Below are 14,567 nucleotides of genomic sequence, written 5' to 3'. Positions count from 1 at the left end.
GGATCAGACGAGAGGCGGAGCGCGAGGACGATAAAAGCATCCCCGATAACGACAAAAAGCGCCTGTCTGCAAAACGCAGACAGGCGCAGAAGAATTATAAAATCTATTTACATGATTTCTGTGTTCATACTCATAGCCGGAATAGTCCGATGGAGGGGCTACGCTTTTTTTAGCTGGTGCAAATCATGGACGCTGCGAAAAAGCAAAAAGGACACGGCAATACCTCCTCGGACACCGCCGTATCCTTAAAAAAGGGCGACTTTACCACACCCCCCCGTTGATCCAATTTTTCAAAAGGAAAACCGCGGCTTGAAATGCAATATTTCAAAACCGCCGTTCTGCGCCGCAAGGCCGAACAAAACGGTCTTGTTGTGTATGCCAGCGCAGCTATTATCAAAAGAAAAGAGCCGATAAACCGTGTGCCTGTTGGCTACGGGTTATCGGCTCTGCGTCTATGCGTCTGGCTCTTTGATAACTGTTATTTTGAATTGTGTAATATTGATTAGAGTGACTTGCCTGCACTTCGGACAAAACAAAGGAAAATTCTTCAATTCTGTATCGTCTCGGATTTGTACCCTCGTTTTGTTTCTACAAATCGGGCAGCGTATAAATTCTGTTTGCATAGGGCGAAGTACCCTTCTCTTTGCTTTTATTTCAGCTTTCTCTCATAGTGATCTGGCTTTCAGCTTGTGTAGACTTCTATTGCCGCCGCCATAAAAGCTGCCGTCCCGACACCATACTGGTCGATGTGCTGCGTGAAGCGCTCATCACCCACATACATCTGACCCAGGCAGGAAAGGATCTCCTTTGTGCAGTTGTAGTAGTTGTCCGTAATGTAAGCCTGCCACTTTTTCACAAGCTCCTGCACTTCTACGCTGTCTGGCGGGAGTGAGCGATTCTTGCCAAACTCATTCAAAATCGCCGCGCCTTCGCCATCCAGCATCTTTTGTTGAACAGTATTATAGCTGGCCGACTTCTTTTCATACTCAGCATAGGCAACGGTGTTTCCCCAACGCTGCTTGACCTCTGCCGCATATTGCTGTTTTGCCTCTTCTATCTTTGTTGTATCAAACTGTTTGAAACTCATGTCGCGTTCTCCCTTCAATGTCTTATCTACAAGAGCGATCAGCCTGTCCAGTCTGTCCCGCTTTTGCACCAGAAGTGCTTTCTGATTTTGCAAAGCAGTCCCTTTTTCATAAGCTGGATTCTGCATGATTCCCCGGATTTCCTCCAGCGAAAAGTCAAGCTCCCGGAAAAACAAAATTTGCTGTAAAACCTCCAAATCAGCATCGTTGTAAACCCGGTAGCCGCTGCTTGTGACTTCACTTGGCGGAAGTAAGCCGATTTCATCATAGTAATGTAAGGTACGAACGGTAACACCCGTCAGTTTTGCCACGTCGCTGACTTTCATTTCCAGAAATCCTCCGATTGCTTCAAAATTTCTTCTGTCGGCGTAATGGTCGCCTCGTAAATAGATGCTCCGGTTTTTTTCAGATAATGGCCGATCAGCGCATACCCGCAGGCATATCCGCCGCAGTATGGCATACCAATGGGCTGACCACCGCGCAGGGACATGATCTCATCCCCGTAAAGATACGAAGAAAGCGTCTGAAAATCATGTGCCTCAAGGTTTTCCCGAACAAGTGGTTTGATGGTTTTCCGCAGCACCTCCGGTGTCGTTTCGCTGACCCATTTGCCGACTTTATCCTCACCAAACATTTTAGCAGCAAATGTTTCTGCCAGTCCCTCCGATACGATCATGTCAGCCAGCGTAATATGATTGCTCCATTGTATAAACTGCCAGCGGACATTGTGATTTGTTTCATGTGCCAACGCCACAGGGAGCAGACCGAGCGACCGCTCATTCGGCACAATAGAGCCGATGATATAACCGGGAATCCCTCCATCGCCGCAGTAATCTCCTGTCATCGCTGTCATGGGACTTTGCGGGTCGCTCAGCATGACCGTAAACACATACTCCTGCTTCGGGAGTTGAATGCCGTGCTGCTCAAAGTCAAGAAGCGTATTACGGATGCTGGCCTCACAGCTTGCCCAAAAAGTATCGCTGCTGATTTTTTCAATTTCTGCCTGGCGTTCCTCCGTGATCTGTACCGGGGCATAGAAGCCGCTCATTGTGGCGGCAGAAACCACATCATAGCCACCCTCTTGCGCTGCCGTCAGAGGAATCCCAACACACGCCCACTTAAATTCAAAGGGCTTCATCAGTTGATTCCGATAAATATTTTCCTTTTTGTCGGGAAGTGCAGTCATCATATCTCGATAAATCCGGTCAGACCGGATCGCTGTTATTTTCATGGTAAAGCCTCCAATTTGTTTCTCATGTCCGAACATAGCCTTATCATACGCTATGACGTAACGTGAGAGTCAAGAGGTAAAATAATTTTTTGGGGATAGAACAAGGCTGAATCAATTTGGCGTTTTTATTATATATAGCCAGTTGAATTGTTACAAGAAACGGAATATGAATTATTCGAGTCAATACAATGAATAAATAAGGCATATTCTGCAAGATAGTGGAACTGTAGAATGTAATAGGGTGATTGAATTATGCCTAAAAGAGCCAAGAAAGAAAAACGTCCTATTGCAAAAATCGACTTCAAGCCGTATGGTTTGGAAATCAAAGCCAGTCGCACAAAGCAGAAAGAATCTAGGAATAAGGCGGCCGATGCGCTGTTTATCTCGCCGCGCTATCTTGCCAACATCGAAAACAAAGGTCAGCATCCCAGCGTACAGGTATTTTTAGAGCTGGTGTCCCGCTATCATATCTCTGTCGATCAGATCCTTTACGGCAACGAAGCCGCAGATAAGTCTACGGAGCGGCGGCAGTTTGAAATACTGTTGGACGAGCTGACGGATGCAGAAATCAAAATCCTTACAGCGACGGCACAGGCAATATTGGATGCGAGAGCGGACAGCGAGGGAGAAAATTGAATACGGTGTAAGGAACGCTATGAACAGGTAGTTCATGGCGTTTTTCTTTTGCAAAAATCCGCAGATGTGGCCAAAAGACACTTCTCCGATTGTAGTATTGGTAGCGGAAGAAATACGGGGTACGAAGTAGATAGCAAGCACAGCAAGCGAGTACCCGCTTGCGAATTTTGAGATTTTCAGGTCCCTTGCCCGAAAATTCAAAATGCTTGTTGGGATAGTCCCAAACCCTTATAAAGAACGGAGGCGGCGCATGGCAAACCGAAAGCGGAATATCCAAATGAAATTCTATGTTACGGAGGATGAAAAACGGCTCATAGACGAAAAAATGAGCCAGTTACCCACACGCAGATATGGCGCCTACCTCCGCAAGATGGCGATTGATGGGTATATCATCTATACGGACACCGCAGATATCAAGGCGTTCACAAAAGAGCTTTCCGCCATCGGTCGGAATGTCAACCAGATTGCCAAACGGATCAACGCCGGAGGTCCTGCGTATCAGGCCGATATGGAAGAGATACGGGAAAGGCTGGACGAGATATGGCAGTTACAAAGACACATCCTATCAAGTCAACGCTGAAAGCGGCCATTGACTATATCTGCAACCCGGAGAAAACAGACGGGAAGCTCCTGGTATCCGCCTATGGCTGCGCCGCCGAAACTGCGGATATCGAATTTTCCTGGACCCGCCGCCACGCCATCGACAAGGGAACGAACCTGGGCCGCCACCTAATCCAAGCCTTTCAGCCTGGGGAGGTCACGCCAGAGCAGGCCCATGAGATCGGCATGGAGCTTGCAAAAGAAATCCTGGGTGGCAAGTATGAATTTGTGCTTACCACCCATATAGACAAGGATCATGTTCATAACCATCTGATTTTTAATGCGGTCAGCTTTGTGGATCACAAGCACTATCATTCCAACAAGCGGAGTTATCACTATATCCGCCGCACCTCCGATCGGCTTTGCAAGGAACAAGGCTTGTCTGTCATCATTCCCGGACAGGACAAGGGCAAGAGCTATATTGAACATCAGGCCACGCAGAACGGCATCAGTTATAAGGCGAAGCTAAAAGCGGCCATTGACCGGCTCCTACCAGCCTGTTCCGATTTAGAAGAATTGCTCCGCCGCCTGCAGAGAGAAGGTTATGAGATCAAGCGGGGCAAGTATATCTCAGCCAGAGCGCCGGATCAGGAACGGTTCACCCGTCTGAAAACCCTAGGTGTGGACTACACCGAAGAAGCCCTTGCTGCCCGGATCGTCGGATGTTCCAGACCTTCCCGCCAGCCGAAGCAGCGGAGCGGAAAGATCAGCCTGCTCATTGATATCCAGAACAACATCAAGGCACAGCAGAGCGCAGGATATCGCCGATGGGCGACCATCGAAAATCTGAAACGCATTGCGGATACCTCCAACTTTTTGACGGAGCATGGTATCGGCAGCTATGAGGAATTGTTGGATCGGTGCGAGGCAGCGACCGTCTCTGTTGCCCGGCTTAAAGCGAATCTTCGGGATGCCGGGGCGAAGATCGACGAACTGGCCTTGAAGATGAAGCACGTCGGCACCTACCGCCAGCTCAAACCGATCTATGACCGCTATAAGGCGTCCAGAGATAAGGAAAAGTTTCTGCGGGGACATGAGCGCGAGATCATTCTTTTTGAAGCCGCCGCCAGAGAGTGCCAGCGGCTGGGTGCGGTCCCGCTGCCTGCCACGGAGCGGATGCAGGCTGAAATGGACGAGCTCAACGCAAAGAAGGCCACGCTGAAAGCTGAATTGCAGAAAGCCCAACGGGAAGAACGGGACTATGCTGCTATACGCCGGAATGTGGAGGATTTTCTTTCCCCGCCGCAGCCGGAGCGGGAGCGAAAAAAGAATGTGGAACTGGAATAAATCCGTTTTCTGCGTTTTATCCTGGGCTTTTGTCAGAACATCAAATATAATAGCGATATAGACATATCAAAGGAGGCGAGCCTATGACGAGAGGCGAAGCAATAAAGGATTTCTTTTACAAGACGATCCTGCCCGTGGCGGCCGCCGCGCTGTTGTACTGCATCTTTCGGTCCGCTTGTGTGAAAAACGGCGAACTGGACTACCTATGGTTATGGATACTCTGCGGGCTACCGTTCGGCATCTGGCGGCTGCGCCTCTGGATCATACCGGGCGGCGGTTCCCTGGGCGGCGGTATCGCGCTGTTCGTGCTGAATTTCATTCTGGCCGGGATTATCGGAGGTTTTGTTCTGGCCTGGCGGCTGATCGTGGCGGCGTGGTATGTGCCGCTGACGGTGTGGAGATTGATAGGCAAGAGTAAATAACATATCTTCCGATTCAATTTGATTTGTATAAAACGGTGATTTTCCCTTGAGTAGTAGTTGCACAAATGGTATAATTAACAAAAATACTCCTGCGAATCTATCTACGAGGGAAGGGTTGCATATGTCATTGGGTGATCTTATTTCCAGTTGCCACAAGGAAATTGCTGGATCACGCACAAAAAATCGCTTAACTATCCAAATAAGCTATGCAATCCAGTTAATCATGGATTTTTACTCCACAGATTTTCTTGTAATGATGGATTACATAGAGGACGTCTCTGTCATTAGTGACCCTGATAATCCTTCAGCCATTCATTTGTATCAGATTAAGACTAAGTCTACGGACAGACAGTATCTTTTGTCTGCTGTAATTAAAGATGAATGGTTTCAAAAACTGTATCGCAATGCACTAAAGTATAGCGACTATGTTGATAGTGCATCATTAGTGTGCAATACAGATATAGTCGTATCCGGCACCGAGGTATTCCCTAATGAAAGGACAGGATTAGACGATAAATCGATTGAAGAAAACATCAAGAAGATTCGCAAAGCTATTGCTAAAGACCAGAATGTAAACGAAGCAGACATTGATTTGTCAAAATTTTTCTTTGTTCGTTCTTTACTCTCAACGAAAAACCACAAAGCAGAAGTTGAACACGAATTTCAGGATTTCTTACTTGGGCAGGATGCTAATTTACAAGTTGCGACAGCAAAATCAATTTTTACAGTTTTATACGACGAACTCGATAAGCGATTTAACGAGGAAATAAATGAAGATTGTACAGATGTACAAGAAATTATGAGCAAGAAAGGGCTTGACGGCAGAACCATTAAAGAAATCATATCCTGCGGATTGGCAATTCAAATTCCGGCCCCAGAGAAGCTATTCTCAGACTTCAATGTTGCATCCATATCAGCACGTCGCCGATATAGCTCAAAGTATCAACAGATTAAGATGGATATGTATTCCAACATTTCCGTATTCGTGGCACTTAAAAAAACATTGTTAGAATTTATAGAATCCGAAAATCAAAATGGTATAGATGATATGGTAGGATTATTTAATGCTGTTTATGCTAAAGCCAGTGATTGTGATTTTGTTCCAACCTGCTACCAAGATGAGCACTACCTAAAAACGCTCATAATGATCTTGATATATAAGTATTGCTATGGAGGTGTGGGTACATGAATTTGGTGGTATCTTCCATCACAATGGTTGACCTTACAAATAAGGAAGCTAAGCGAATTTCCTTTTCGCCTAAAAAGAACTTACTTACTAGTACACGCAACCACTTAGGCAAATCCGTAATAATGAAATCCATATATTATACACTCGGCGCAGAAGTGTATTATCCAAGCCCAATTAAGAGGCTAAATTTACTTACCTACATTGATTTTTCACTTGATGCACATCTATATCGAGTTGCACGGCTCAAGAACACTTTCGTATTATACTGTGACGGAGTGTTTGACGGATGCTACCAATCAGTCGGAGACTTTGAAGAAAGGCTTTGCGAGATATTTGACCTAGAGATAGATCTTGTATCTAAGGACCGCGATGGAACAATAATAAAGTGCCCTCCGGCATTTTATTATATGCCCTATTATGTGGATCAAGAGAATGGCTGGGCAGTGAACTCTTCTTCGTTTGACAAAATGGCTCAGTTTGATTTACCACAAAGAAAGAACAGTTATTTTTTCCACTTGGGTGTCCTGGATAATAGCTACGTTGAAATATCAAAGCGCCACAAGACGAACAAAAAACGGATTGATGAACTTGCAAAGGAAATTGATAAGTATCGAACGGTAATAGAAACACTGCAAGCTGGACTCAATGCGATTCAAATGTCCTTTGATACAGCCTCCTTGGAGCGGGCCATATCTTCCAGGCAACAAGAGATAAAGAGAATACTTGAAGAATTAACTCAAACGCGATCCGCCTTACTAAAGGCTGAAGATGACTTGATTCAGCTAACGCATGAAAAGGAGCTACTCTCCAAGTATATTAAGAAAAAAGTCCCGAACGAGGATTTTGTATGTGGAGAAACGATTGAATGCCCTCGCTGCGGCATGGTGTTTGAACAGGTTCTGACGCAAAGACTTGAAAAAATTTATTTACGCGAATCGCTGCTGGAGGACTATACGGTAGCTGCCGAGGGGCAGAAACGCTTAGAAAAGCAGATTATAAAATTAAAAAGAAAATTTGAGGCTAAACAGCAGGGACTAAAAGATTTTGAAAAGGAGCTGGCAGCCGATAGAGAATCTTATAATACTTATGTTAAATCAAAGGCTACAAACCAGCTTCTAAAAGAATACTGGGATCAAATTAGTTACAATTCCTCGGAAATTGACCGGCTACGTAAAGATAGCGCAGAAATCAATCAGCGATTATCAGCTTACACGCAGGAGAAAGAGCAAGCCAACACAGTATATCAGGGAAATCTAACGCGCCTGCTTGCTGGACTTGATATTCCTTCGGATCAAGTCGAGACAGAAAGTGAACCTGGTACACATCTTAGTGCAAGCGGAGCATATGGTCCTCGGTGCAAAATTGCACAAATGCTCGCATTTGTCGAAACACAACATTCGACAGCTCCTGATTTGATAACATTCCCGATGGTCATTGATTCCCCGAATGTTTTGGAGCAGGATGACGAGCATTTGGAATCTATTATCCGTACTTTGCTCACATGGGACAAAACCAGTAACCAGATTATAGTTGCGTCTATCCAAGGAAGAAATATGGCTTCGACTATTGATGATGTAAAAATTATTACATTAGATAACCCTCAAAATCATTTGTTTGATTCAGCCGAATATGCAGAGTATGAAGCAGAGATAGCTGAGATTTTTACGCAGTTCTAAGCAAAAAGAAAAAGCGGGAGTACAGCCGATCGGACGAACCGAAAAGCTGTACTCCCGTTTTGCGTGATAGAAAGTGTTTGAAATCGAGCCTTTTTCTCCGTGTGCCAGCAATCAGGCCATCACATGAGAAATCATAAAGGCTCCCTTTGAAAATGCGGATATAGAGAATTATTCTGCGGTTTTCGCACCCTTATCCTCACAGATTTTAGACCGTTTGGAGCTGTAATGCGGGCAAACCATCAGGCACACTCGGAAACTCTGCTTGCAGTCGAGGGCGCATTTCCTGCAGGTGCGGTTATATTGCCGCCTGCCGTTCTCGCCCAGGAAGAACGCCCATTCCAGCCGCCATTTCTTGCTTCGGCTCATAGGCAGTCATGCTCCGGCGCATCACGACCGGGCTTCTTGCCCTCCGGGGGCTTGTGCTCGGCACACTCCCGTTTTGCGTCCTCCAACCGCTCACGGATGGAAGGCTTCTCCGGCGTTGTCCGATCTGCGTACTCCTGGGCTTTTTCCAATTCTTCGCCGCGTCTGCCGTTGTTGATAACGCCATCGATCATGCCGTAGTCATCCTCCAGCGTCATTTCCGCCGTGCGGAGAGGATTGTCCTTTTCCGGCTGTTCCGCTGCCACGGCAAAGGCCCGTGTGCTGTTTCCCATGATAAGATACTTCCCATCATCGGAAATATGGTGGACACCGTAACCGGCCGCCTCCATCTGTTCCCGGCTCATAGCCGTCACCTGAAAGCTGCCCCTCGGTGTCTGCACACGTTCGCCAGTTTCAAAACGGTCTGGCAGATAAGTGAGGTCTTGCTTCTCTGCCGGGACAGGGAGAACAACGATATTGCCATTGATCTGCATAAATCGTTCCGGCGTTTTGAACTGTTCCGTGTATTTCTGAATCAGTTCCGGGGACAGGGAGGCGAAATCTTCCTCACCAAGTCCAACCACCAGGAAAGTCCCTGCTACGATATCATAAATTTCTCCATTTTCATCCCGCAGCCCACGGTTCAAATCAAGCCCTATGAGCTTTCCTTCATCATTGCAAACCAGCGCCACCGGGTCAGAATAGGGATAAGTTGCGCCAATGTCTCCGCCAACCTCCGCCTGCAGGGAATGAAGATCGGGGTCGATCTCCTTCACATAGGGTCCCTTCATAGGCTCCACTACAAGCACAGTCATCTTTTCCGAGGCAACCTTCTCCGCAGCGGACAGCATTTCATCCGCATGGGACTTCTCCGGGTCATCCAAAGCGGCCTTGACTTCCGCCGGATCAAAATCAAGAAATTCCTCATAGCCCGTGGCATCCTTGAACTTTTCAATCTCCGAAGGAAGATGGTCCTCCTGCGTTTGCCCCAGCGCCGCCAGCTTTTCATCCAGAGCGGAAATGCGCCCTGCCATCAGGTTTTCGTAGAGTTCCTCCTTGGCAGCCTGTGCCTCCGGGTGTTCCGCCGCATACTGCGGATCACGCTGCCGGAAAAACTCGTCCATGTCAAAGGCGATATCCATAGCCCATTCAGATTTTTCTTCTTCGGGAAGATCGTCCTGAAAGGTCATCACCCGGTACTCGTCGGGGATACTGCCGCGCTCACCGTCGTAATACTCATGAAAACTGTCACCCGTATCACGCACATAGCCCTGATCCGTGAAGGTGCCGTTTTCCTCCAACGCAACGTCCCGGCCGTAGGCCTCATAGTCGATGTAATTCTGCAAATGCTCTGGCACCTGCATAACGTCCAGTTCTTCGATGTAATAGCGGCCCAGATCGTCATAGTCATGGATATCGGGGTAAACCTCATAGCAATCCAGATTCTCGGTGAGGTTGATGATCTCCTGCAGGCTGCCGCAATGGTCGCCCATTTCCATACCGGCCTGAAACTGTGCGTATTCGCTTTCGCTCATTTCATCCAGCTTCGATGCCAGATAATTCAGCTCGTCCAGATTTTCATATTCACCCAGCTTACTGTAAAGACCGTCCACATAGCAGTCATAGTCCGTGATGAACCATTCCTCATAGGGCTGGCCGAAGTCATCCTTCTGGCCGATCCCGATCCGCTTAAACACTTCTTTCAGTTCCTCGGCGGTGGTGGGAAATTTCACCCACTCGCCCACAAGCTCGCCCTCATTGTACTTCCCAAGATTGGTGATAAAGGCGGCAAAGGGATAATCCTTGTCGTGATCGTAATATGGCATATCAGCACCTCCTTACAGCTCCAGCGCAGATTTTTCCTTATGGGGCTGCGCCTTGCTTTTCTCTGCACATTCCTTCTTGCCCTGTTCCAGCCGTTCCCGGATGGAGGGCTTTTTCTCCGGCTCCGCAGGGTGTTCATGCACCCACTCGTCGCCGGAAAGAGAAATATATCCGTGTTCCGTAAAATGGCCCTGTTCCTCCTGCATGGCGTACTTGCCAAACGGAACAGGGGCGATCGCTTTCAGAAGTTCCGGGGGTAACGGCGTATCCATGTGCTGTGCCAGATACCGCCAGCCCAGATCGTTCAAATCGTGGATGTTGGGCTCAAATACGAAATAGTCGATGTTGTCCGTAAACTCCTTAAACTGCTCCGGCGTTGTCAGCTTGAAGGGCGATGCCTGCACCGCCGCCAGCAGTTCCCGATCCTCCGGGGAGAGGGCAGCTACCGTCGCCCTCACTTCGGGTAAATGTTCCAAAGTCTTATTTTCTGCCATCAGCACCAACCTTTCTTTTCGGAAATTCCAGCTTGAAGTTGATGTACTTGCCGCCTGTGTCATCCAGGATCACCGCAGCGTCATAAGCAGCCTGTTTCTTTTCAGACCACATTCCTTTGACATTTGTACGCCCCTTTTTCAGAAGGTCCGTTGCCATTTTCTTTGTCAGCTCCTTCTTGCGGCTCGTCCAGAAGCGGTCATTCTTCCAGAGAACGAAACCGCAGGACCGATCCGAACACGCAAAGTTCTTCTTGCCCTCATAGACCGGCTGCCCGCAGCGGGGACAGGTGCCGATCACTTCCTTCTCCGGGGCAAACAGCTTTTTGCCGTCCTCGGAAATGCAGGAATAGGTGGACACGATCTCCTGAACCATCGTGCGGATACCATCCATGAAGGTATCCGGGTCAGCGCTGCCCTTTGCGATCTCCGTCAATTTCTGTTCCCATTCCGCCGTCAGCATGGGAGAGGTCAGCGGCTCCGGCAGGACTGTGACAAGGTTGATACCGGCTTTCGTGGGGATCAAACTCTTGCCCTTGCGCTCCACAAATCCGGCTGACACCAGCTTTTCGATGATAGCCGCCCTGGTGGCCGGCGTTCCCAAGCCTTTTCGCTCGGCGTCCTCCGGCGTATCGTCTTTGCCCGCGTTCTCCATAGCGGACAGGAGGGTATCTTCGGTGTAGGGCTTCGGAGGCTGGGTGAAATGCTCGGTAACAGCAACCTCCGCGCCGTCAAAAGTCTGCCCTTCGGTGAAGTCTGGGATCGTGCCGCCGTCCCCATCCACAGGCTTTTCTTTCAGGGATGCACGGAAAATGCGGTCGATCTCCCGCCAGCCTTCGGAGAGGATGCGCTTGCCCTTTGCGGTGAAGGAATAGCCGCCGCAGTCGAAAGTTACCGTGACTGCCTCATACACATACGGCTCCGCTGATGCACACAGCAGCTTGCAGCAGACCAAGAGAAACAAATTGCGCTCGCCCAGGGGCAGCCCCTTGATATCTGCCTTTTCAATCTCCATCGTGGGGATAATGGCGTGGTGGTCGGATACATCCTTATCGGAGATCATGGTCTCCACCAGCGGGAAGAAATTGCTGATCCCGTCAAAGGGCGGCACGTTCGCCGCCAGATGGATGACGCAGGAGGCTGTTTCCGCCATGTCGGAAGTCAGATACCGGCTGTCCGTGCGGGGATAGGTCAGCAGCTTCTTTTCGTAGAGGCTCTGTGCGTAATCTAAGGTCTGCTTTGCCGTGTATCCGAACAGGCGGTTTGCCTCCCTCTGCAAGGTGGTGAGATCATAGAGCTTCGGCGGCTGTTCCTTCTTTTGCTCCTTCGTGACGAAAGTACAGGTGACGGTCACACCCTTGCACATAGCCGCTGCCTGTTCCGCCTCTGCCGGATCGGTGAACTTCTCTGACACCGCTTCGGCTCCGTCCAGCGTCAGGCGCAGCAGATGATATTTTTCCTTGTGAAACAGTGTGATCTTTGCGTCACGATCCGCCAGCATTGCCAGTGTGGGTGTCTGCACACGGCCCACATTCAAGGTGCGGTGATAGAGAACGGAGAAAAGGCGCGTGGCATTGATCCCCACCAGCCAGTCCGCTTTCTGGCGGCAGAGTGCGGATTGATACAGGGCTTCATAATCAGCACCGGGGCGCAGATCAGAAAAGCCCTCCCGGATAGCGCTGTCCTCCATCGAGGAAATCCAGAGACGGAGGACCGGCTTGCGGCAGCCGGTCATTTCATACACCAGACGGAAGATTAGCTCCCCTTCACGCCCGGCATCACAGGCATTGACAATGGTATCCACGTCGGGTCGGTCCATCAGGGCGCAGAGATTTTCAAAAGCGTCCTCCTTGCCTGGTGCCAGCACATAGCGGAACGGCTCCGGCAGAATGGGAAGATCGTCATAGCGCCATTTCTTGAAATGTTCGTCATAGCCGCCCGCATCCATCGGGGATACCAGGTGCCCCACGCACCAGGATACGAGAAGGCCGTTGCCCTCATAAAAGCCATCGGCCCTGGATGAAGCACCCAGGGCCGATGCGATAGATTTTGCCACACTCGGTTTTTCTGCGATAATCAGTTTCAATATAGAATCCTCCTGACATTGATTTTCTACACAGCCTCCTTTATACTTAAAATATGAAAATAATAAAAGGAGGCATTTCCCATGAATGAAAAAGTCACAAGATTTCCTATCACCTACTCCGAGCGGAGAAAGAACATGGTCGGTCCACTCTGTGTTGAATGCCAAGTATCCGGGCGTTACCTTCGTTTCCATGAAAAATCTGATATTGTGCAGGCAGGTGAATTTATTACGGTAGATGTAATGGCTATGCAGATGGATGAAGATAAGCCTTCTAAGAAAATATGTGAGTTAATCATTACAAGAGAAGACCTTATGAATGCGTTGAAGCATATTTCTCCCAACGATTAAAGGCTTATTCTAATCATTCACATTGTCCTCCGTATCCTCATTGACCATTTCTTCATCCTCAAAATCGTAATCTTCGGGATCGGCGCTGACCTTCACGCCCTGCTTCGGCTTGATGAATTTCACATAGGCAAAGGCCCCGCCGCCTGCCAGCGCCAGCAGCAGGACGATGACCAGCAGACCGCCGCTGCTCTTTTTCTCCGGCTGCTCCGGTTCAGGCTCCGGCTCTGCCACAAGTTCCTTTCCGCTGCACTCGGAGAGGTTATTCTTGCAGACAGGGCAATTCGTGTTCACCGCGCCAGCCACACACTTTTCCTTGCAGTTGCAGACGGCAGGCGTCTCCGCTGCGGGCGCATCGTCGCCCATGAGCGTCAGAAGGTCGGCTTCATCCACCTGGTTCAGAAAATGCACGGTTTCCTCGCCCTCGTCGTCACGGTCGATAATGAGATAGAACACGTTGCCGTTTCTCGTTTCCACCGTGATAAACTGCTTGCCGCTCCGGGCGCTGCTGCCGATATCGTCAATCAGCGACAGATTCCCGTCCGGCGTCAGAGCGGTGCCTCCGCTGCCGCCCATAAGCTGCTCAAACAACTCGCCTAATTTATCGGGATCAATGGACAGAGATAGGCCGCCGTCAGCTTCGCCGCCCGTATCGCTGAGTGTCATATAGCCGGAATAGACGTAGCCGATCTTCTCCGGCAGCCGGATCATGTACCAGTCGCCGTCCGTGCCGACGACCTCCACAACCGTCCCATTCGGGAGCTGCGTAAAGGCGTAGTTATCCAGCCCAGCGCCCGTGCGAACATTCAGCTTACCTCCATTCGTGGTGACGGTGCCGGTCTTACCGGATTTCTCCGTGCTGCCCAGCACAGAGCCAAACAGCGCGGAGATCAGTTTGGAGAGATCGTCTCCGGTGATATCCGCACTGTCAGTCGGTTCCGTTTGTGCCTCGGAGGTGGTGGCTGCCTCCCCATCACTTGCAAAAGCGACCGTGGAAAAGGCCGTCATGCAGAGCATAACGGCCAGCAGCACCGCCAATGTGCGGATCATGTGCTTATTCCTCATCGTCGGCACCCTCCATCGTATCGGGATCAGCGGCGGCCTCCTTTTCCATCATCCCTTCCGGCAGGGAGATCATGCCGCTGGCGTAGGCCCGCAGGAAAGCGGTCAGCTCCTTGTTGTCCATGTGGACAGCCTTCACCATGCGGACGATCTCCAGATTTTCTTCCTCCGCAAGCTGCGCCTCCAGCGCACGAAGGCGCTTCTGCTGATCCGTGATCTTCTCCCGGACCTTCTCAATGTCACGACGGATCTTCTCAGTAGTTGCCATAG

17 protein-coding genes are annotated in these 14,567 nt (G+C 49.5%); 8 read left to right on the top strand and 9 right to left on the bottom strand.

The window, feature by feature from the left end; all coding sequences use genetic code 11:
- The first annotated feature begins 314 nt into the window (after positions 1-314).
- On the top strand, positions 315-506 hold the full coding sequence (locus DXD92_RS18720) for a hypothetical protein (protein ID WP_199696575.1): 192 nt from the start codon (positions 315-317) through the stop codon (positions 504-506).
- Here the strand turns inward: DXD92_RS18720 and DXD92_RS08790 are convergent.
- The 3 genes from DXD92_RS08790 to DXD92_RS08780 are packed head-to-tail and all read right to left on the bottom strand — an operon-like array spanning position 453 to position 2,316.
- Positions 453-623, bottom strand: a complete 171-nt coding sequence (locus tag DXD92_RS08790) for a cysteine-rich KTR domain-containing protein (protein WP_118640419.1) — start codon at positions 621-623, stop codon at positions 453-455. The two genes, DXD92_RS18720 and DXD92_RS08790, sit on opposite strands and share 54 nt — an antisense overlap.
- 59 nt (positions 624-682) lie before the next feature.
- Positions 683-1,411, bottom strand: coding sequence for a MerR family transcriptional regulator (locus tag DXD92_RS08785; protein ID WP_118640418.1), 729 nt, complete (start codon positions 1,409-1,411; stop codon positions 683-685).
- On the bottom strand, positions 1,408-2,316 hold the full coding sequence (locus DXD92_RS08780; RefSeq protein WP_118640417.1) for a DUF2268 domain-containing protein: 909 nt from the start codon (positions 2,314-2,316) through the stop codon (positions 1,408-1,410). The genes DXD92_RS08785 and DXD92_RS08780 overlap by 4 nt, the downstream gene beginning before the upstream one ends.
- A gap of 252 nt (positions 2,317-2,568) precedes the next feature.
- Here DXD92_RS08780 and DXD92_RS08775 point away from each other — a divergent pair, with 252 nt between their 5' ends.
- From DXD92_RS08775 to DXD92_RS08750, 6 genes are all read left to right on the top strand, one after another.
- A complete protein-coding gene (locus DXD92_RS08775; RefSeq protein ID WP_118640416.1) occupies positions 2,569-2,952 on the top strand; it encodes a helix-turn-helix transcriptional regulator in 384 nt (127 codons plus the stop codon).
- A 250-nt stretch (positions 2,953-3,202) separates the two neighbouring features.
- The gene (locus DXD92_RS08770) at positions 3,203-3,532 is read left to right on the top strand and encodes a plasmid mobilization protein (RefSeq protein WP_118640415.1); all 330 of its coding nucleotides are present in this window, start codon (positions 3,203-3,205) and stop codon (positions 3,530-3,532) included.
- Entirely contained in the window at positions 3,493-4,839 is a 1,347-nt protein-coding gene (locus DXD92_RS08765; RefSeq protein ID WP_118640414.1) for a relaxase/mobilization nuclease domain-containing protein, read from the top strand. The genes DXD92_RS08770 and DXD92_RS08765 overlap by 40 nt, the downstream gene beginning before the upstream one ends.
- 83 nt (positions 4,840-4,922) lie before the next feature.
- Positions 4,923-5,261: a DUF6050 family protein gene (locus DXD92_RS08760; protein ID WP_118640413.1), complete on the top strand. Its 339-nt coding sequence runs from the start codon at positions 4,923-4,925 to the stop codon at positions 5,259-5,261.
- A 121-nt stretch (positions 5,262-5,382) separates the two neighbouring features.
- On the top strand, positions 5,383-6,450 hold the full coding sequence (locus DXD92_RS08755) for a dsDNA nuclease domain-containing protein (RefSeq protein WP_118640412.1): 1,068 nt from the start codon (positions 5,383-5,385) through the stop codon (positions 6,448-6,450).
- Positions 6,447-8,126, top strand: coding sequence for a hypothetical protein (locus tag DXD92_RS08750; RefSeq protein WP_118640411.1), 1,680 nt, complete (start codon positions 6,447-6,449; stop codon positions 8,124-8,126). Before DXD92_RS08755 ends, DXD92_RS08750 begins: the two co-directional genes overlap by 4 nt.
- A gap of 168 nt (positions 8,127-8,294) precedes the next feature.
- Here DXD92_RS08750 and DXD92_RS08745 read toward each other — a convergent pair whose 3' ends face one another.
- From DXD92_RS08745 to DXD92_RS08730, 4 genes are read right to left on the bottom strand one after another with little or no spacing between them, the layout of a single operon-like run.
- On the bottom strand, positions 8,295-8,492 hold the full coding sequence (locus tag DXD92_RS08745; RefSeq protein ID WP_118640410.1) for a hypothetical protein: 198 nt from the start codon (positions 8,490-8,492) through the stop codon (positions 8,295-8,297).
- Complete coding sequence (locus tag DXD92_RS08740) at positions 8,489-10,315, bottom strand: antirestriction protein ArdA (protein WP_118640409.1); 1,827 nt, start codon at positions 10,313-10,315, stop codon at positions 8,489-8,491. The genes DXD92_RS08745 and DXD92_RS08740 overlap by 4 nt, the downstream gene beginning before the upstream one ends.
- Positions 10,316-10,327: 12 nt before the next feature.
- Positions 10,328-10,807 (bottom strand): hypothetical protein, encoded by a 480-nt coding sequence (locus tag DXD92_RS08735; RefSeq protein WP_118640408.1) that lies wholly within the window; start codon positions 10,805-10,807, stop codon positions 10,328-10,330.
- Positions 10,794-12,890, bottom strand: a complete 2,097-nt coding sequence (locus DXD92_RS08730; protein ID WP_199696574.1) for a type IA DNA topoisomerase — start codon at positions 12,888-12,890, stop codon at positions 10,794-10,796. Before DXD92_RS08730 ends, DXD92_RS08735 begins: the two co-directional genes overlap by 14 nt.
- 81 nt (positions 12,891-12,971) lie before the next feature.
- Between DXD92_RS08730 and DXD92_RS18365 the strand changes: the two genes are divergently transcribed.
- Positions 12,972-13,238, top strand: coding sequence for a hypothetical protein (locus DXD92_RS18365; RefSeq protein WP_113993265.1), 267 nt, complete (start codon positions 12,972-12,974; stop codon positions 13,236-13,238).
- Positions 13,239-13,247: 9 nt separating this feature from the next.
- Here the strand turns inward: DXD92_RS18365 and DXD92_RS19500 are convergent, their stop codons facing one another.
- Together DXD92_RS19500 and DXD92_RS08720 are read right to left on the bottom strand one after the other, a co-directional pair.
- Entirely contained in the window at positions 13,248-14,285 is a 1,038-nt protein-coding gene (locus DXD92_RS19500; RefSeq protein WP_243104871.1) for a CD1107 family mobile element protein, read from the bottom strand.
- A 4-nt stretch (positions 14,286-14,289) separates the two neighbouring features.
- Complete coding sequence (locus tag DXD92_RS08720; RefSeq protein WP_118640406.1) at positions 14,290-14,565, bottom strand: DUF4315 family protein; 276 nt, start codon at positions 14,563-14,565, stop codon at positions 14,290-14,292.
- Positions 14,566-14,567: the final 2 nt, after the last annotated feature.

The sequence above is a fragment of the Blautia sp. TM10-2 genome (assembly GCF_003480845.1).
GTDB lineage: Bacteria > Bacillota > Clostridia > Lachnospirales > Lachnospiraceae > Fusicatenibacter > Fusicatenibacter saccharivorans.
The sequence above is the reverse complement of the archived record's forward strand: the minus strand, read 5'-3'. Positions and strand labels throughout refer to the sequence as shown.